Raw genomic sequence first — 19,468 nt, 5'->3', positions numbered from 1 at the left:
ACAAGCTATAAAAGTCTTCTAGCTGACTGATTTTAACCATATAAAGGCATTAAGCCATAATTGAAAACCACACACTCTACCTGATAAAATGCTAGAAGCAACCAATTATTTTTTCAAGGGAGCCCTATTATGCAAGACAATCTTCAGTACATTACAAAAACAGAGTTACTTGAAAAAGCTAACGATATCATAAAGAAACATGATGAATATATTCACGGGATGTTTGTCGACACCGTCGAGCAGCATCGTGGCACTTTGGTTTTTAAAGGGGAGTTTTTTCTCGATGAAAATGGTATCCCAACATTAAAAAGTACCGCTGCTTTTAATATGTACAAACATCTTGCGCATGTTCTGTCTGAACAATACCAATTACGTGAAAATAACTAATTGATCTTCAATAATTGATAAAAAATTACCGGCCTTTGTGCCGGTAATTAATAGTAGAATTAAAACAGAATATTTGCGAGGCGACTATTCATTTATAACATTGGTTTTTGACCACGCTGCCACCAACGTAATAAAAGGTTATCGACACTGTTTGCGGCACTGCCCATAACTTTGTCCATCATTTTTTTACTTAGAACATAACGAACACTGACAATTTCTTTCGTGTCAATGGCATCAATAATAATGTCATCACTCACGCCAATGCTATCCACTAGCCCTTTTTCCAGCGCCTGTGCCCCATACCAGTATTCACCCGTTGCAACCTTATCAATATCTAATGAAGGCCGATTTTGGTGAACAAACTGTTTGAAAAGATCATGCGTTGAATTTAAGTCTTCTACAAACTTTTTACGGCCTTGCTCGGTATTTTCACCTAACAAGGTAAGCGTTCTTTTATATTCACCCGCGGTATGAAGTTCAACATCCACATCGTGTTTCTTTAATAGTCGATGAATGTTGGGGATTTGTGCCACAACCCCTATTGAGCCGATAATCGAAAATGGTGCAGCAATAATTTTATCCGCAATACAAGCCATCATATAGCCACCACTTGCAGCCACTTTATCAACCGCAACCGTGAGCGGAATATTTTTTTCTTTTAAGCGACGTAACTGTGATGCAGCAAGCCCATAACCATGAACCATGCCACCTGGGCTTTCCAAACGAAGTAAAACTTCATCTTGCGTATCAGCAACCGCTAGAACTGCACTGATTTCTTCTCTTAAAGACGCAACTTCACGCGCATCCATACTACCTTTAAAGTCTAAGACATATAAACAAGGCTTTTTAACGGAAGTTTGCCCAAGTTTTGCCCCAGATTTCTCACTTTTTGATTTTGCTTTTTGCTGCTTTTTGAATGCCTTGAGCCAAGCTTTGTGCTCAGATTCATTCATTTTTACTTGCTGCATTTGACGTTGACGTTCACGATAATTTTCACCTAAATCAGTGAGTTTTAGTGAACCTTTAGCACCTTGACGACGCATGCCTACACCAAAAACAAAAACAGCTAGCAAAATAATCGCCACCACGATAGTGACAACTTTTGCTAAAAATAATCCATACAAAGAGAAATACTCCACAACATGATCCTTCTGATATTTATCTTCAACGCAAAAATAATCTCACGATTATGGCTAAACAACCAGAAAAAAACGTATTTGACGCCATAAACTACGTAGATATCTATGTTAGATTAGCCAAAAACTCGAATCAGTGCGATGATACTGTTACATTTACTTCACAAATATAGGAAAGAATATGCTTCAATATCAGCCTAGACAAGACCTATTGAAAGGCAAAACGATACTCATCACTGGCGCAGGTGATGGCATAGGTCGTGAAGCCGCCCTGACCTATGCCCGATTCGGTGCATCATTGATCCTTGTCGGAAGAACACAACATAAATTAGATACCGTCAGCCTTGAAATCACCGCGATTTCTGGCAAAAAATCCCCATGCTATGTTTTGGATTTATTAACGGCAACCGAAGAAAATTGCCAATCATTAGCGACGCAAATATCTAAGAGTGCCCCTTATCTAGATGGTGTTTTGCACAATGCGGGGATCCTTGGCGTTATCGCACCAATTTCAGAACAACCAACCCAGCTTTGGCATGATGTCATGCAAATCAACGTGAATGCGACCTTTATGCTCACGCAATCCCTACTCCCTTTATTATTGAAAGCGCCAAATGCGTCATTAGTTTTCACCAGTTCAAGTGTTGGAAAACAAGGTCGCACGGGTTGGGGAGCTTACGCTGTCTCTAAATTCGCGACAGAAGGCCTAATGCAAGTACTTGCTGAAGAATATAAAAATAGCCATTTGCGCGTAAACTGCATTAATCCGGGAGGCACTCGAACCAGTATGCGTGCTAGTGCATTCCCTGAAGAAGACCCACAAAAACTCAAAACCCCTGCGGATATTATGCCGATTTATGTTTACTTAATGGGCGATGACAGTATCCGAAAAACAGGAAGCAGCTATGATGCACAGCCGGGTCGTAAACCGGGCGCAGCGGAGTAATCGACTATGTCACAAAGCCGGCATGAAGAACGCCAACAACGCTTAAAAGAAAAAGTGGATGCGCGTATTGAAGCAGCCCAAATTGAACGCGGGATTATCATTGTCTTCACTGGCAATGGTAAAGGTAAAACCACCGCCGCATTTGGTACCGTCTGTCGCGCCATCGGCCATGGTAAAAAAGCCGCGGTGGTTCAATTCATTAAAGGGGGCTGGGATAACGGTGAACGGGAACTCTTAGAACCACTCGGCGCACCTTTTTTTGTCATGTCCACGGGTTTTACGTGGGAAACGCAAAATAAAGAAACCGACACCCTTGCCTGTCTTGAAACCTGGCATCATGCCAAGCGGCTGCTAAGTGATCCTCAATATGATTTGGTTGTGTTAGATGAGCTAACCTATATGCTTAGCTATCACTACCTTGGGCTAGACGAGGTTATGCAAGCATTACAGAGCCGCCCAACCAATCAATCGGTTATTATTACTGGTAGAGGATGCCACCGTGATTTAATTGATTTAGCGGATACAGTCACTGAAATGCGCCCTATCAAACATGCGTTTGATGTTGGAATTAAAGCGCAAAAAGGCATTGATTGGTAAGCGATTAAAATTAACTTAGCAATAATAAGCTTAAATAAAGCGATTGCTAAGTTTACCATTTTCGCATGATAAATTTTATAATTCACATTTATTCCGATTTCAGTGTTAAATTATATAAATTATTTTATAAAATTAATTACATCATCAGTTTTCCTAACGTTTATGCCTAGATCTCTTCTCTTTAATATAAATTACTACGTGTTACCACTTGAGTGAATTCACTGTAAATCGCAATGTCAACAATAAAATAATTAATTGATTTAATTGAGTTTAATTAATACTCCACACATTTACTCTAGCTTTATTCGTATTCAGACATTATTCAACATCCAATAACATTTGGACTCATGTTAATATTATTAAATTTATTTAAATTTATATTTCTGCATAATTAAATTGCAATAATGGATTGATAGTTATCTTAGATATTGTCTATTTTAATTTAAGGGATATATATGCAAAACGTTTCAATTAATAACTTCAATGTACCCACATTGAAGTTCAAACCTTTATTTCTGTGTGTATCAATGATTATCGGCTCAACAACAATTGCTCAAGCCGCAATTACCCCAACAAATGGTGCCGGTGTTATGGTCCAAGGAAATGGCCCAACTGTTGTTTATATTAATCGACCTTCTGAAAATGGTGTATCTCACAATATTTATAGCCAATTTGATGTCGACCAAAAAGGCGTTATTTTAAATAACAGTGCTGGGCTTTCTAATACTACGCTAGGCGGCAAAATTGGCGGTAATGGGAACGTTGCAGGTAAACGCGCTAAAGTGATCTTAAATGAGGTTAACTCAAATACAGCAACAACCTTAAACGGTATGATTGAAGTCGCTGGCGGTAAAGCACAAGTTATTGTCGCGAATGCATCTGGTATCACCTGTAATAATTGCGGGTTTATTAATACCAATCGCGCCACATTAACCACAGGTAAAGTTTCCTTAGATGGCAATGGATTAGTCAATGACTACAATGTGCAACAAGGACAAATAGCCATCAATGGTAGCTTCAATGCCAACTCACCTACTGACATCATTGCACGCTCTGTTGCAATCAACGGTGCTGTAAACGCCCAACGTTTAAATATTGTTGCAGGGAATAACCGAGTGAATGCTGCTGGCAATGTTGTGGGCACGACAACTGCTATTGGAGCAAAACCCAGTATCGGTATTGATGTTTCTGCATTAGGTGGCATGTATGCGAATAAAATTTCGTTGACAGCAACTGAAACTGGCGTGGGTGTTTCTAACGCTGGCGATATCGTTTCACGTAATGGTGCCATGACGATTAATAGTGCTGGAACTGTCAATAATATTAACGGTAATATTAATTCAGCAAATACCCTCACAATTAATGCGGCTGGGTTAACAAATAGCGGTACGATTTCGGCAGAAAAAAGCGTTAACATTCAAGCCGCAGGTACTGGTGCAATAAATAATGACCGAGGACGCATTTCATCCTTGAATAACGATGTGAATTTAACCACATTAGGAACACTATCTAATAACAGTGGAACCATTGGAGCCCAACAAAATGTGACCACCTTATCTGATACCATCATCAATGATAATGGGACATTTAGAGCGGCCAAAGGTAATCTCAACGTTCACTCCACCAATGTAATTTATAACCGCGACAATACGGGTAATCCAAATAACCCATCGAAAGGCTTTGTTGCAGGCCAAGATGTCACGATTGATGCCGTTCGTATAGTGAATGAAAACTCCAATATTACTGCGGGCCGTGATGTTACCTTAAACGTACAAAATTCAATTGAAAATATGGCAAACAGTAAGATTGTGGCGCAGCGTCGCGCTGACGTGAATACCATGTATTTAACGCAATCAAACTCCGAACTGAATGCAATTAATGGCCGTATGGATATTGATGCATCCATGACTCTAACCAATGATGCATCATCTAAGATCCACAGTGGTCGATTAATGAACATCAATGCCAACCAACTGACTAACTCAGGCTCAATTGTTTCTGATAACGGTAAAACGGAAATCAAAACCAATACGCTGAGTAACCGCTCCGGGTATATCAAAGGTAAAAACTTAACAGTAACTGCACACACCATTGATAACCAAGCGGGTTTAATCAATGTAGAAAATAACCTTGATATTGAAACTAGCCATTTAAACAATAACTACAGTGGTGATTTTAAAAACGTCAACGCTCAGTTTGGCTTAACAGATCAAAATGGCGGTTTACAAACCAATGACGGCACCATCAAAATTAAAGGTGATAACCTTTATAACGTATATGGTTCAATTGCCGCTAACGTGAACAACAATGCAGCTGCACGTAATGATGTTGATATTAAATTAAAAGCATCACTGAATAATAACTATGGCCAAATCACAGGTATCAATAGCCAAAAAGTAGATGTGGGTACGCTAGAAAACTATGCAGGAAAAATGGTTGCTGGCAAAAATATGACAATTAATTCAAAAAATCGTGTGAATAACCAGTCTGGAACCATCAGTTCTAACGGTACAACGAAAGTCACGAGCCCAATTGTGACAAGTGGTACAACAGGAACTATCACAGGTAACCGTGTTGTTATTGATGCAATTGTAAATAACTAATACTTATTTTTGTATTAAAAAGGCGACACTTAAGTCGCCTTTTCCATATTCAAAACTTAATTAAAATTCTGAATTAATCACCACTTCTTCACCAAAACGCCCTGCTTTTGGCAGCGGCTGGTAAGATGAGTTTGCTGCACGTAAAATACGAACGCCACGAATGCCTAGCTCATGAGCCGCTGCAATATCCGCATCTGCATCACCATAATAAATGGTCAGTTTATGGTCACGCATCCAACTGACTTTATTATTTTGACCTGGTTCATCGCCAGCAAAAATAACTGGTTGCATTTTATCCGCAGGGATAGCTAAACCTTCTTGAACATATTTAGTGACAGTTTCAGTTTTCGTCTTAGTACGCCCTGTAATGAAATAAACGGTATCACCACGGTCTAAGTGCATTTTGACTAAATCAATACCCACTTGTTTTGGCATACTGAATTTGTCCCACTCATTATTCATTTTTTCCCAAAACTGTTGATTTTTCAGATAGCTGAAATCATTTGGGGAGAACTCAATTTTACCACGGTAAAACCCAGGGCTAGAAAATAACACTGTATCGTCGATATCAAAACCAACGGCCATTGGCGCTTTGCCTTCTAGGCTTTGCTTAATTTGTTCAATAGAAACCCAATGAACAGGTTGCTGTTGTGCTAGTTCAACAACAGTAACGCCCGGGCTGACGGTTTCTGGCATTGGAATTTTGGCTTGAGATGTTGCCGTAAACGTTAAAGCTAATGCAACCGCACTCAGCGTCAGTGTTATTTTTTTCATCTTTTATCCTTATCGAGTTTATCCACGTAAAAACCATTCTTTATTTATTTGGATAAACCACATTTATACGTGTAAGTAATAGACGTTGCTGCTTATAGTGTTCAGGAGTTTATAAGTACGTTTTGCAGCAATTATGTGAGTTAAATCTCACACTGGGCTTGATGTTAAGTTTTTTTGTTACATTAAAATGAGATACACGTCTCATTTTAATTATCTATTACAGGCAGGCATCGTGATTCTGTGAACTGAGCCAGCAATTTACGCATAAACACAAAAGGTAACTCATTATTTTTAGAGATAAAAAAAAGCGATGGAGTTATACCATCGCTTCTTAAATAATGACAAATTACAACGCAGTAAATTAGATGCGTGTACGGCGCTTCGCCGTCGGGCCTGAAGATTGGCGCTTAGATGCAGGGCGTGAAGCCACTTGCGTGTGACGTTTCACCGCTCGACGAATTTGGTTCGCTTTGATTCTACGTTGGTCACGCTCAACTGCCACTTTACTTTCGGTTTCAACTGGCAATTCAACTAATTCACGCAGGTAGTTAGTTTGCTCTAAACCTAACTCAGTCCATCCACCACGCGGTAATCCTTTTGGTAAATCGATGTCACCGTAACGCACACGGATCAAACGGCTAACTTGTACACCAACCGACTCCCATAAACGACGAACCTCACGGTTACGCCCTTCTGTCAAAGTAACATTGAACCATTGGTTTATCCCTTCACCGCCGCGGTAAGAGACAGTTTTAAAGGATGCTGGGCCATCTTCAAGTTGAACACCTTGAGTCAACTGACGGATTTTAGCATCGTTAACTTCACCAAAAATACGTACTGCGTATTCACGCTCAACTTCACGGCTTGGGTGCATTAAACGGTTCGCTAACTCACCGTCAGTGGTAAATAACAGCAATCCACTGGTATTCACATCAAGACGACCAACAGCAATCCATCTTGCCCCTGTCAATTTTGGCAAACGCGTAAAGACCGTTGGGCGCCCTTCAGGGTCGTGACGAGTACACAACTCACCTTCAGGCTTGTAATAGGCCATTACACGGCAAATTTCTTTTTCAGCTTCTTTGATAGCCAATAAACGGCCATCTAAGCGAATTTTGGTTGATGCTTTGACTTCGACACGGTCACCCAATGTGGCGATTTTACCGTCTACGCTGATCCGACCTGCTTGCAGGAAGGTTTCGATTTCACGACGTGAACCATGCCCAGAACGAGCAAGGATTTTTTGTAATTTCTCTGTATTTTGCGGTTTAGCGCTCATGTAACCCTCTACTGTCGCCTTCACAGGCGTCAAATAACTTTCTGCCAAGTACAAAAACGTGTGCAAAAAGTCATGAATTTGAAAACCCGCGCATTATACACAGGTTTCCCCTGAACCCCTACCATTTATCACGTTATCGCACTTTCGATGCCTAAACGGCCTGTTTTATTCAAATGGCGATGGATCGCCAGTGCCAACACGTGCAACAACAGGCGTGTCATCAGTGAAATCAATGACTGTGGTCGGTTTCTGGCCGATATAGCCACCGTGGATCACTAAGTCCACTTGTTTATCTAATAAATCACGAATTTCTTCTGGATCCGACTGAGTAAAATCATCACCTGGCATAATCAAACTCGTTGACATCAGTGGCTCACCAACGGCTTCCAATAGGTCTCGTGCAATCGGGTTTGATGGGACACGCAAACCGATTGTTTTACGTTTTTCATTCATCAAACGGCGAGGCACTTCTTTGGTCGCTTTTAAGATAAACGTGTAATTACCTGGGGTATTATTCTTAATTAAACGAAATACCGTATTATCCACGTGTGCATAGTTAGAAAGCTCAGAAAGATCACGGCACATTAACGTAAAATTGTGGTTAGCATCTAACTGGCGGATACGGCAAATTCGCTGCAATGCGTCTTTTTCTTCTAAACGACAGCCGATGGCATACCCTGAATCTGTAGGATAAACCACCACACCGCCTTTATTTAGGATCTCAACACTTTGGCTGATTAACCGAGCTTGCGGGTTATCCGGATGGACATAAAAAAACTGGCTCATATATACCTCAACAATTTGGTATCGACAGCATCACCCGGCAAAACACCTAAAAATGGCACTATCTCTTTGTTCAATGGAATGGTTAGTTTTAAGCTAATCACTCTCTGTATCCTATTATTTTACACCGACCTGCTAATACATCAACGAATTAGCTGTTTTTTACCTCATCCCACAATGTCCAAACCGCTTGGTCGTCATTTGGTAACCACAGGTTTCGACCCAATTCAATCCAAGAACAAGGACGGTGAAAGTCAGATCCAACAGATGTTCGCAAATCGGCGACTTTTGCCAATTCCGCTAAATATTGTTTTTCATTCGGCGGTTGCTGACAGTGGGAAACTTCCATCGCATCGCCTCCATGTTCTTTGAAATAGGCAATGACACGTTTTAACCATTTGTTTGAAAGCTGGTATTTAGACGGGTGTGCTAACACTGCCACGCCACCAGCGGCGTGGACAGCCTCAATGGCAGCCTCAATACTGCACCATGTTGCAGGCACATAACCGGTTTTGCCTTTAGATAAATAGCGTTTAAATACATTATTGATAGTTTTTTCTTTGCCGATTTTCACGATATATTGCGCAAAATGAGCACGTGTCACCTGCCCACCACCTGATATGCTTCGAGCGTTTTCCCATGCGTCTTCAATACCTGCTTTTTGCAAGCGCCGCCCCATCTCAATACCACGCTCTTCACGCAGCGCTGATTGCTCAGCAAGTAACGCAAGCATGGCTGGATGTTCAGGGGAAAAGTTTAAACCCACAATATGGATTTCAATGTTTTCCCATAGTGTTGAAATCTCAACACCATTAACCAGCTCAATCGGCTTTTCGTTATCGCGTAAATATTGCCTCGCTTGCAGCAAACCCTCACACGTATCGTGATCAGTGATAGCTAATACGTTGACACCTCTTTCAATCGCACGCTCAATTAACGCCTCTGGCGTTAACTCCCCATCAGAAGCGGTCGTATGGCTATGTAAGTCGTAGCGAGTCAGTAACGGTGTAGACGCAGGTTGCAAGGTGATATCGTCTCCAATTTCCATAAATAGCTATTTTTTCCTAAAAAATTAACAAAGTACTTGACACTTTCAAGGTGATCCAGTTTACTAGTACGCAAGATGGCTTGTAGCCAAAATTATTCAGTTTATCCAGTGAGGCGCACTATGGCTTTAATTAACTTAACAAATCGTTGGTGGCGTGACTTCCCAAATTGGGCGGAAGCCGCACGTGCATAGTTAAATCATGCCTCAGTGCCAAACCCGCCCTTCATACGGCGGGTTTTTTAATGTCTAAAATTAGCTTAAGGCAACAAAATGAACAAACAAAACACCACATTAGCACATTTTACGTATCTGGATAGCCCAATTAACTACCAACCAGATCCTACACTGTTATTCAACCACTTATGCCATGCGGTTCCGTCAACGATGTTGTTGGAGTCTGCAGAAATCAACAATAAAGCTAACTTGCAAAGTTTATTAATTGTTAATAGCGCACTGCGTATTCGCGCTTTTGGCCAACGCGTCGAAGTTGAAGCGTTAACATTAAACGGCCAAGCCTTATTACCCTTGATGTTAGAACAGCTTTCTGGATTGATATCCACCCACACGATTGAAACCACGTTATTGGTTGTCACTTTTGAACAACCTAACGCGGCTTTAGATGAAGATAATCGTTTAAAAGCAGCATCATGCTTAGACGTGTTACGTGCATTACCTGCCTTAGCGCAAACTTATTCTACGAAGCCAGAAACAGTATTTGTGGGTGGGTTGTTTGCCTATGACCTCGTGGCCAACTTTGAATCTATTCCTGACGTTAAGGCGGTCAATCAGTGCCCTGACTACTGTTTCTTTGTGGCAGAACACTATTTAGTGATCGACCATCAAAACCAAGCTGCTCGTATTAAAAGCTGTGTTTTCAGCCAAGACGAGCAAACGCTGGATGTGGTTAAACATCGTCACAATGAAATTATTGCATCTTGCCGCCCATTTTTACCTGCGCTGCCTTTGCAAAGTGAACCAAACTTCCAAGTTACCTTGAGCAAAAATGACCAAGAATATTGCGCCATTGTCACCTCTCTAAAAGAAGCGATTTATTGTGGGGATATCTTCCAAGTGGTGCCATCTCGTAAATTCACTATGCCATGTTCACACCCGCTGATTGCGTATCAAAAACTTAAGGCGCAAAACCCAAGCCCTTATATGTTTTATATGCAAGATCAGGATTTTACGCTGTTTGGTGCATCGCCAGAAAGTGCATTAAAATATGCCACCAGCGACCGAAAAGTGGAAATTTACCCTATCGCTGGTACTCGCCCTCGCGGTCGTAATACTCAAGGCGATATCGACCTCGATTTAGACAGCCGTATCGAACTTTCAATGCGTACCGATGTGAAAGAGCTCGCTGAGCACATCATGCTAGTTGACCTTGCTCGCAATGACCTCGCCCGTATCTGTGAGGCAGGTAGTCGCTACGTCGCAGACTTAACCAAGGTGGATCGTTATTCCTTTGTGATGCATTTAGTTTCCCATGTCGTCGGGACGCTGCGCCACGATTTAGACGTTTTTCATGCTTATCAAGCCTGTATGAATATGGGCACATTAACGGGAGCACCAAAAGTGAAAGCCATGCAATTAATTGCGCAATATGAACAACAGCGTCGTGGCTCCTATGGTGGTGCGGTGGGTTATTTCAACGGCAGAGGTGATTTCGATACCTGTATCGTCATCCGTTCTGCATATGTCGAAAACGGCATTGCGACTGTACAAGCAGGTGGTGGTGTCGTATTGGATTCATCGCCTCAAGCAGAAGCCGATGAAACACGCAATAAAGCCCGCGCAGTGATCCGCGCAATTGCCCAAGCCCACCAAGTGAAGGAGTTATTCTAATGGCGAATATCTTACTGCTCGATAATGTGGATTCTTTCACTTACAACTTGGTCGATCAGCTGCGGGCGAGTGGCCACCAAGTGGTTATTTACCGTAATACCGTGAGCTCAGAACATATTTTATCCGTATTAAACCAGATGAGCTCGCCGATTTTAGTATTATCACCAGGACCTGGAAAACCGAGCGAAGCAGGCTCTATGCCTGACGTTTTAAAACAGGTTATCGGCAAAATTCCTGTGATTGGGATTTGCTTAGGTCATCAAGCCATTGTTGAAGCATACGGTGGGGTTGTTTCTTCCGCAGGTGAAATTCTACATGGTAAGGCATCCCTCGCCACCCATGACGGGCAAGCGATGTTTGCTGATCTCGAAAACCCCGTTTCAGTCGCGCGTTACCACTCTTTAGTCGGGAGCCAAATTCCTGAAACACTGATAATTAATGCGCAATCCAACGGAATGGTCATGGCCGTGCGAAATGAGCAAGACAGAGTATGTGGGTTCCAATTTCACCCTGAATCTATTTTAACAACGCTAGGTAAACAGTTGTTAGAAAACACCGTGGCGTGGGCTCTTTCTACACCCAATGCAAGCACCACTACTCATTCGCACTAACGGGATATAGAGAGCCAATTATGCAAAACATTTATGATAAATTATTCAAAGCGCAGCCACTGACACAACAAGAAAGCCAGTATTTATTTAATGCCATTATTCAAGGTGAATTAACTGAGCCACAACTTGCTGCCGTACTCATCAGCATGAAAATGCGCGGTGAACAACCACAAGAAATTGCAGGTGCTGCCCTTGCCTGCTTAGAAAATGCTCAGCCATTCCCGCGCCCTGACTATCAGTTCAGTGATATCGTGGGTACCGGTGGTGATGGTGCAAACAGTATTAATATCTCAACAGCGAGCGCATTTGTTGCTGCTGAAGCTGGAATTAAAGTCGCTAAGCATGGTAACCGCAGCGTATCCAGCCGCTCTGGGTCATCAGATTTATTAGCCGCTTTTGGTATCGCGCTGGATTTAAGCGCCCAGAGTGCTCGCGATACCTTAGACGATTTAGGTGTGTGTTTTTTATTCGCACCGCAGTACCACAGTGGTTTTCGCCATGCCGCACCTGTTCGCTCACAACTGAAAACACGGACATTATTTAACGTCCTTGGGCCGTTGATCAACCCAGCTCGCCCACCTATCGCGTTAATTGGTGTTTATCAAGAATCACTCGTCAAACCGGTGGCAGAAACTCTAGATATGCTTGGTTTTACTCGTGCAGCTGTGGTACACAGTGGAGGGATGGATGAAGTTTCACTTCATGCTACAACCCAAGTTGCTGAATTAAAAGACGGTGTGCTATATCATTACCAATTAACGGCTGATGATTTTGGCTTAACGCCTTATCAATTACGCGATTTAGAAGGTGGCACACCGGATGAAAATCGTGTTCTATTGACTCAGTTACTACAAGGCCATGGTAAAGCTGCTCACGAAGCTGCGGTTGCGGCTAATGTGGCAATGTTAATGCGAATTAATGGTCATGAAGATTTAAAACAAAATAGCGAACACGCGCTTGCGATTATTCGCAGTGGTAAATCATTCGGCCGAGTCACTGCGCTCGCAGCAAGGAACCCATAAAATGAAAGCGACAGTATTACAGAAAATTGTTGATGATAAAGCCGTTTACCTTGTTGAACGCAAAGCAAAACAACCCTTAAACAGCTTTTTTTCCACATTACAGCCAAGCCAACGTCGTTTTTATGAGGCTTTAAGCGCTAAACGCCCTGTCTTTATTTTGGAATGTAAAAAGGCGTCTCCATCAAAAGGGTTAATTCGTGAAGATTTCGACCCTGAAGTGATTGCAAAAACCTATGCACCCTATGCATCTGCGATTTCGGTTCTCACTGACGAAAAATATTTTCAGGGTAATATGGAATACCTAACGATTGTCAGTAATACCGTTAAGCAACCTGTTTTATGCAAAGATTTTATTATCGACCCATACCAAATTTACCTTGCTCGCCATTATCAGGCCGATGCTATCTTATTGATGTTATCGGTATTAAATGATGAAGAATATGTTGCTTTAGCGGATGTTGCCCACCAATTAAATATGGGGGTATTAACCGAAGTGAGCAATGAAGAAGAGCTAGAACGCGCCATCAAATTAAAATCTAAAGTGGTGGGAATTAATAACCGTGACTTACGCGATTTATCCATTGATTTAAATCGCACTCGGGAATTAGCGCCGCGTTTAGCGCCAGAAACCATTGTTATCAGTGAGTCTGGCATTCATTTACATCAGCATATTCAATCCCTTAGCCAATATGCTAACGGTTTTTTGATTGGTAGCGCGTTGATGGAACAAGACGATCTCACAAAAGCGTTACAAAAATTGCTGGTTGGTGAACATAAAGTGTGTGGTTTAACGCGTGAGCAAGATGCCAAAACAGCTTTTGAAGCCGGCGCTTGTTTTGGCGGGTTGATCTTTGCTGAATCTTCCCCCCGAAAAGTGACGCTGTCACAGGCTGAGCGTATCGTTCATTCGGCACCATTAAAATATGTTGGCGTATTCCGTAACCAATCCGTCGATTTTGTCGCCCACATTGCGAAAAAGTTAGCTCTGTCAGCCGTGCAATTACACGGCAATGAAGATCTGCAATATATTCAGGAAATTCGCACCCACCTACCAAGTTATTGTGAGGTATGGAAAGCGCTGGATATGTCGCAAACTAACCTCGCTGAATATGAGACTCAAGGCATCGATGTGCTGTTACTTGATAACGGCCAAGGTGGAACGGGGAAAAGCTTCGATTGGTCAGCGATTCCAACAACAGCAAAACAAAAACTAATGATAGCGGGCGGATTAAATCCTCAAAACTGCCTTCAAGCCGCTAAATTGCTGTGCAATGGCCTCGATTTTAACTCTGGTGTCGAAATTGAACCAGGCATTAAGAGTGAGCAAAAAATTAAGTTAGTGTTATCAACGTTACAGGCTGAATCTACAGTCCAATAAAGTGAAAAGATAAGACTAAACCAATAAATAACGTTTTAACTGATGAGATGGATAACAAATAATGAGCAAATTAGATCCGTATTTCGGTGAGTTTGGTGGGCAATATGTGCCAGAGATTTTAATCCCTGCACTCAATCAATTAGAAGATGCCTTTATTACCGCACAAAATGACGCCGAATTTATCAAAGAGTTCCACGATCTCCTTAAAAATTACGCCGGTCGCCCGACAGCATTGACTCTGTGCAAAAACCTCACCGTTGGCACCAAAACGAAGTTGTATTTAAAGCGTGAAGACCTTCTTCATGGCGGCGCACATAAAACGAATCAAGTATTAGGCCAAGCACTACTGGCTAAACGCATGGGTAAAACAGAAATTATCGCTGAAACAGGTGCTGGCCAACACGGTGTTGCAACAGCCTTAGCCTGTGCACTTCTCAACATGAAATGCCGTATTTACATGGGGGCTAAAGACGTTGAACGTCAATCTCCTAACGTATTTCGTATGAAACTGATGGGCGCAGAGGTTATTCCTGTCCACAGTGGTTCCGCCACTCTGAAAGATGCCTGTAACGAAGCGCTGAGAGACTGGTCTGGTAGCTACGATAAAGCGCACTACCTACTGGGCACCGCAGCAGGCCCGCACCCTTACCCAACCATCGTGCGCGAATTCCAACGCATGATTGGGGATGAAGCAAAGCAGCAAATTATTGAAAAAGAAGGCCGTTTACCCGATGCCGTCATTGCATGCATTGGTGGTGGTTCTAATGCAATTGGTATGTTTGCGTCTTTTATCCCTGAAGAAAATGTCAATCTCATTGGCGTTGAACCTGCGGGTTTAGGGATTGAATCAGGTCAGCATGGCGCGCCGTTAAAACACGGTCGCGTTGGCATCTACTTTGGAATGAAGTCTCCAATGATGCAAACCAGCGAGGGGCAAATAGAAGAATCGTATTCAATTTCAGCAGGTTTAGATTTTCCTTCTGTTGGGCCACAGCACGCACATTTAAACAGTATTGGTCGCGCAGAATATGTCTCTATTACGGATGATGAAGCGTTAAATGCATTTAAGCTATTGTCTCGTAAAGAAGGCATTATCCCTGCATTAGAATCCTCACACGCTTTGGCTTATGCGTTAAAAATGGCAGAGCAAGAACCCAATAAAGAGCAATTATTAATTGTCAATTTATCGGGCCGCGGCGATAAAGATATTTTTACTGTGCATGATATTTTAGCTAGCAAAGGGGAAATCTAATGGAACGTTACAACCAACTTTTTGAACGTCTAAATAGCCTAAATCAGGGTGCTTTCGTTCCCTTTGTCACTTTAGGTGACCCCGATGCTGAACTCTCGCTAAAAATTGTTGATGCTTTAATTGAAGGTGGCGCTGATGCATTGGAGATTGGTATTCCATTCTCAGACCCGTTGGCGGATGGCCCGACTATTCAAAATGCAAATTTACGCGCATTTAAAAGCGAAATTACACCGACAATTTGCTTTGAATTACTCAGCCGTATTCGCGCAAAACACCCGACCATACCGATTGGTTTATTAGTGTATGCAAACCTTGTGTTCACAAATGGCATCGAAAACTTTTATATTCGTTGCCAAAAAGCGGGTGTTGATTCCGTTTTAGTTGCAGATGTTCCGATGAGTGAATCCAAACCCTTTCGTGATGCTGCCCTCTCCCATAATATTGCGCCTATTTTTATCTGCCCTCCTAACGGCGACGATGCGTTATTACAACGAATTGGCGAACATAGCCGTGGCTATACCTATTTGTTATCAAGAGCAGGCGTGACGGGTACTGAACAACGCGCTCAGATGCCATTAACACATTTGGTCGATAAACTGAAACAATATCAAGCTGCGCCTGCGCTACAAGGTTTTGGTATTTCAGAGCCCCCTCAAGTCGCTGAAGCAATCAGAAATGGCGCAGCGGGTGCGATTTCAGGTTCGGCGGTGGTTAAAATCATTGAAAATAACCTTGATAGGCCAGATGTCATGCTTAAAACATTGACGGAGTTTGTGATTAAAATGAAAGCAGCCACTCAAAAATAATATATTTAAAACTTTAGCCATCCAATTTACTGGATGGCTTTTTTAATTATTTAATACTCTATATTCGGATTGATTGTTCATTTATTTATCTAAATTGTTTTTATTTATTACAGTATTTTTTATAATTAATTTTTACAAACATCAACATTATTAATTTCAATTATAAATTTACGCACTTTTTCTTAATAAACATAAATAACATTGAATTATTGGTTTATTAACCAACATCATGATTACGTGTTAATACCCGAGTAACAACCCTTATAGCGTCCGTTTCAGAGTAACCTCAACTCATTGAATTATAATAAATTTCAATTTATTTTAATATAAAAAACTTTCATGCCATACATAAGACCACTTTATTCTTTTAATATTCACCCCAATCAACTTAAGTACAATTAAATTTTATTACAAATAATAATAACGCATAATCCTTACGCTTTAATGGAATTTTAATTAGCTATTTTTAATTTTATCTATAGTCAATTTTAGGGATATTTATGAAACAACTTAATTATGAAGCTATCAGCCAACCTGCGCTGAAGATTAAACCTCTGTTTTTAAGTGTATGTGTTATTTTAGGATCAGTTTCAGTCGCCCAAGCTGCTATCACCAATATTAATGGTGCGGGTGTGATGAACCAAAATAACGGCCCTACCATCGTTCATATCAAAGGTGCAAGCGATAAAGGCGTTTCTCATAACATCTATAGCCAATTTGATGTTGATCAGAAAGGCGTTATTCTGAATAACAGTGCTAACAATACGAATACCACTCTAGGTGGTCAAATCAATGGTAACCTCAATCTAAATAACGGTAACGGCCCTGCTAAAGTTATTCTCAATGAAGTTAACTCTAACCAAGCAAGTACCCTCAACGGCATGGTTGAAGTTGCAGGTCAGAAAGCCCAAGTTATTGTCGCTAACGCATCAGGTATTACGTGTAATAACTGTGGTTTTATTAATACAGACCGCGTCACTCTGACAACAGGTAAAACGATTGTCGCGGGTGGTGATGTGCTTGGTTATAACGTAGAAAAAGGCCAGATCATCATCAATAGTCGCCTGCAATCAGATTCACCAACCGATATCATTGCGCGTTCAGCAGTGATCCGTGGCGACATCAATGCTAAAGAAATCAACATTGTTGCAGGTAATAACTTTGTTGATGCAAAAGGCAATTATGTCACCAACGTTCAAGGTATAGGTTCTGCAGCACGTATTGGAATTGATGTGTCCGCATTAGGTGGTATGTATGCGGATAAAATCACGTTAGTTTCAACTGAAAGTGGTACTGGCGTATCCAACTATGGCACCATGGTTGCAGGTACTGGCGGGATTAATATCGATTCAAAAGGCCTTGTTTATAATCAAAATGCCAAAATGAATGCTAACGGTAAAATCAATATCAAAACTAACTCAGGGTTATACAACAACTCACAAATCGTGAGTAACAGTGATATTGATATCAACACTAACAATAGCATTTTAAGTAATGTTAATGGCCAGATTAAATCCAATGGCGGCAGTATTGCGTTAACAACAGGGGCAAATATTGATAACCGAAGTGCTATTGTTGAAGCACAACAAGATATCAAGCTTGTGTCCGCTAACCTGTATAATACCAACGGCTCAATCAAAACTAACCGTGGCGATATTGATGTTCGTGCAACGGGTACCATTGAGAACTATTACAACTTACGTAATAACGTTATTAATACAGATAACCGAGGGATCCGTTCAGGCAATAACGTAACCATCAATGCGGGTAAAGTTGTAAACAGTAACTCAACAATTTCAGGTCGTGATATTGCAATTAATGCACGTACCGCAATTGTTAATGATGGAGGCAGTGAAATTGCGGCAAAACGCCGTATTGATATGGATGCTGAAACATTACAAAACACGAATTCACTCATCAAAACCACTAATGGCCAAACAAATATCACGCTATCTCATACTCTAATGAACAATGCTTATGCAGCAATAGATAGTGGGAAAGCGTTAAATATTAAAGCCAATATCGTTAATAACCAAGGTTCTTTAGTCTCCCGTGCTGGTAAATCTAAATTTGATGTTTATAGCTTAGTCAACCAATACGGCTATATCAAAGGAACTAACTTAGATATTAAAGCAACTAATGTTACAAACAACCGTGGTTTGATTACCGCTGACAACAATGTTGTTATCAACACAAACTCACTCGATAATAGCTATGCAAGCGGCTTTAACGGCTATGCAAGTAAATTCGGTGTCGCAGGTAAAACAGGTGGTATTAATGCGGAAGATGGTGCAGTGACCATTAATGCAAATAGCTTAAATAACTATTCTGGTGTTATCACTGCAAACCTGAGCGAAAGAACAGGTACTAAAGGTAATATCAATATTAAACTGAGAAATGATTTAGACAACCGTTATGGTAAAATTCAAGGTGCAAATACGGTGAAATTGGATGTTAACAAATTAAATAACATCTGTTCTGGTTTAGTTACCGCAGGTAAAGACTTAATTATTGATGCATTCTCTCGCGTTGATAATAATGGTGGTCGCTTAAGTTCCAATGGAACGACTAAAATCACAAGCCCTGTAATTTATAATAGCCCATCTGGACAGATTTTGGGTTCGACTATTATTTTGAATACGCCTAATTATTACTAATCATCAACCTAAAGAGGCCTAAATCGGCCTCTTTTCCATCCTAACTCAGAGTTATTTAAAATAACAAAAAATAACTAAAAAGTAGTCAGTGAAAATGATATTTAGTTAAATTCATTTAACACTCACCATTTAAAATCACTATTTAAAAAAATAAAATCAAGTAAAAACACCTAATTACTCCATTTTAGGATTTTACTTAACCCTTTGATATAATCACATATTAATTTAAAAACAAAAGATTGCGTTGCTATTTTAATTTAATCAACACTAAGCGCTTTTATTTAGCCTTCAACCTTAATAAATATAATTAATTTTTATTAAGATCTATTTTATCGCATAATTTA

The 19,468-nt window shown here is 40.9% G+C and carries 14 protein-coding genes, 2 pseudogenes and 1 other annotated feature; of the genes and pseudogenes, 11 read left to right on the top strand and 5 right to left on the bottom strand.

Annotated features, from left to right (window positions below):
* Nucleotides 1-129 precede the first annotated feature (129 nt).
* On the top strand, nucleotides 130-387 hold the full coding sequence (locus tag ABWP91_RS00920; protein ID WP_353241586.1) for a DUF2498 family protein: 258 nt from the start codon (nucleotides 130-132) through the stop codon (nucleotides 385-387).
* 92 nt (nucleotides 388-479) lie between these two features.
* Here the strand turns inward: ABWP91_RS00920 and sohB are convergent, their stop codons facing one another.
* Entirely contained in the window at nucleotides 480-1,526 is a 1,047-nt protein-coding gene (sohB, locus tag ABWP91_RS00915) for a protease SohB (RefSeq protein WP_353241585.1), read from the bottom strand.
* 178 nt (nucleotides 1,527-1,704) lie between these two features.
* Here sohB and ABWP91_RS00910 point away from each other — a divergent pair, with 178 nt between their 5' ends.
* The 3 genes from ABWP91_RS00910 to ABWP91_RS00900 all read left to right on the top strand — a co-directional run bounded on the left by ABWP91_RS00910 (nucleotide 1,705) and on the right by ABWP91_RS00900 (nucleotide 5,669).
* Entirely contained in the window at nucleotides 1,705-2,469 is a 765-nt protein-coding gene (locus tag ABWP91_RS00910; RefSeq protein ID WP_353241584.1) for a YciK family oxidoreductase, read from the top strand.
* A 6-nt stretch (nucleotides 2,470-2,475) separates the two neighbouring features.
* Nucleotides 2,476-3,066, top strand: coding sequence for a cob(I)yrinic acid a,c-diamide adenosyltransferase (cobO, locus tag ABWP91_RS00905; RefSeq protein WP_353241583.1), 591 nt, complete (start codon nucleotides 2,476-2,478; stop codon nucleotides 3,064-3,066).
* 455 nt (nucleotides 3,067-3,521) lie between these two features.
* Nucleotides 3,522-5,669, top strand: coding sequence for a two-partner secretion domain-containing protein (locus ABWP91_RS00900; protein ID WP_353241582.1), 2,148 nt, complete (start codon nucleotides 3,522-3,524; stop codon nucleotides 5,667-5,669).
* A 60-nt stretch (nucleotides 5,670-5,729) separates the two neighbouring features.
* Here ABWP91_RS00900 and aphA read toward each other — a convergent pair whose 3' ends face one another.
* The 4 genes from aphA to rnm form a co-directional block, all read right to left on the bottom strand.
* Nucleotides 5,730-6,443 carry an acid phosphatase AphA gene (aphA, locus tag ABWP91_RS00895; protein ID WP_353241581.1) on the bottom strand — a complete coding sequence of 238 codons (714 nt, stop codon included), beginning with the start codon at nucleotides 6,441-6,443 and terminating at the stop codon, nucleotides 5,730-5,732.
* 361 nt (nucleotides 6,444-6,804) lie between these two features.
* A complete protein-coding gene (rluB, locus tag ABWP91_RS00890) occupies nucleotides 6,805-7,722 on the bottom strand; it encodes a 23S rRNA pseudouridine(2605) synthase RluB (protein WP_353241580.1) in 918 nt (305 codons plus the stop codon).
* A 165-nt stretch (nucleotides 7,723-7,887) separates the two neighbouring features.
* The gene (locus ABWP91_RS00885; RefSeq protein ID WP_353241579.1) at nucleotides 7,888-8,508 is read right to left on the bottom strand and encodes an L-threonylcarbamoyladenylate synthase; all 621 of its coding nucleotides are present in this window, start codon (nucleotides 8,506-8,508) and stop codon (nucleotides 7,888-7,890) included.
* A gap of 148 nt (nucleotides 8,509-8,656) precedes the next feature.
* Entirely contained in the window at nucleotides 8,657-9,553 is an 897-nt protein-coding gene (rnm, locus tag ABWP91_RS00880; RefSeq protein ID WP_353241578.1) for an RNase RNM, read from the bottom strand.
* A gap of 141 nt (nucleotides 9,554-9,694) precedes the next feature.
* Nucleotides 9,695-9,797 (top strand) — a sequence feature (Trp leader region).
* Nucleotides 9,798-9,823: 26 nt separating this feature from the next.
* Between rnm and ABWP91_RS00875 the strand changes: the two genes are divergently transcribed.
* The 7 genes and pseudogenes from ABWP91_RS00875 to ABWP91_RS00845 all read left to right on the top strand — a co-directional run bounded on the left by ABWP91_RS00875 (nucleotide 9,824) and on the right by ABWP91_RS00845 (nucleotide 19,124).
* Entirely contained in the window at nucleotides 9,824-11,398 is a 1,575-nt protein-coding gene (locus ABWP91_RS00875; protein ID WP_353241577.1) for an anthranilate synthase component 1, read from the top strand.
* Nucleotides 11,398-11,971 (top strand): annotated as a pseudogene (locus ABWP91_RS00870) (glutamine amidotransferase-related protein); the annotation flags it as partial. The gene ABWP91_RS00875 and the pseudogene ABWP91_RS00870, both read left to right, overlap by 1 nt.
* Nucleotides 11,972-12,038: 67 nt before the next feature.
* Nucleotides 12,039-13,031, top strand: a pseudogene (gene trpD, locus ABWP91_RS00865) (anthranilate phosphoribosyltransferase); the annotation flags it as partial.
* A 1-nt stretch (nucleotide 13,032) separates the two neighbouring features.
* Nucleotides 13,033-14,409: a bifunctional indole-3-glycerol-phosphate synthase TrpC/phosphoribosylanthranilate isomerase TrpF gene (trpCF, locus tag ABWP91_RS00860; RefSeq protein ID WP_353241574.1), complete on the top strand. Its 1,377-nt coding sequence runs from the start codon at nucleotides 13,033-13,035 to the stop codon at nucleotides 14,407-14,409.
* A 61-nt stretch (nucleotides 14,410-14,470) separates the two neighbouring features.
* Nucleotides 14,471-15,661 (top strand): tryptophan synthase subunit beta, encoded by a 1,191-nt coding sequence (gene trpB, locus ABWP91_RS00855; protein WP_353241573.1) that lies wholly within the window; start codon nucleotides 14,471-14,473, stop codon nucleotides 15,659-15,661.
* Complete coding sequence (trpA, locus tag ABWP91_RS00850) at nucleotides 15,661-16,467, top strand: tryptophan synthase subunit alpha (RefSeq protein WP_353241572.1); 807 nt, start codon at nucleotides 15,661-15,663, stop codon at nucleotides 16,465-16,467. The genes trpB and trpA overlap by 1 nt, the downstream gene beginning before the upstream one ends.
* Before the next feature lie 500 nt (nucleotides 16,468-16,967).
* Nucleotides 16,968-19,124, top strand: coding sequence for a two-partner secretion domain-containing protein (locus tag ABWP91_RS00845; RefSeq protein ID WP_353241571.1), 2,157 nt, complete (start codon nucleotides 16,968-16,970; stop codon nucleotides 19,122-19,124).
* Nucleotides 19,125-19,468: the final 344 nt, after the last annotated feature.

Source organism: Providencia sp. (assembly GCF_040396775.1).
Classification (GTDB): Bacteria; Pseudomonadota; Gammaproteobacteria; order Enterobacterales; family Enterobacteriaceae; genus Providencia.
Note: the sequence above shows the minus strand (reverse complement) of the source record. Positions and strands in the feature narration are given on the sequence as shown.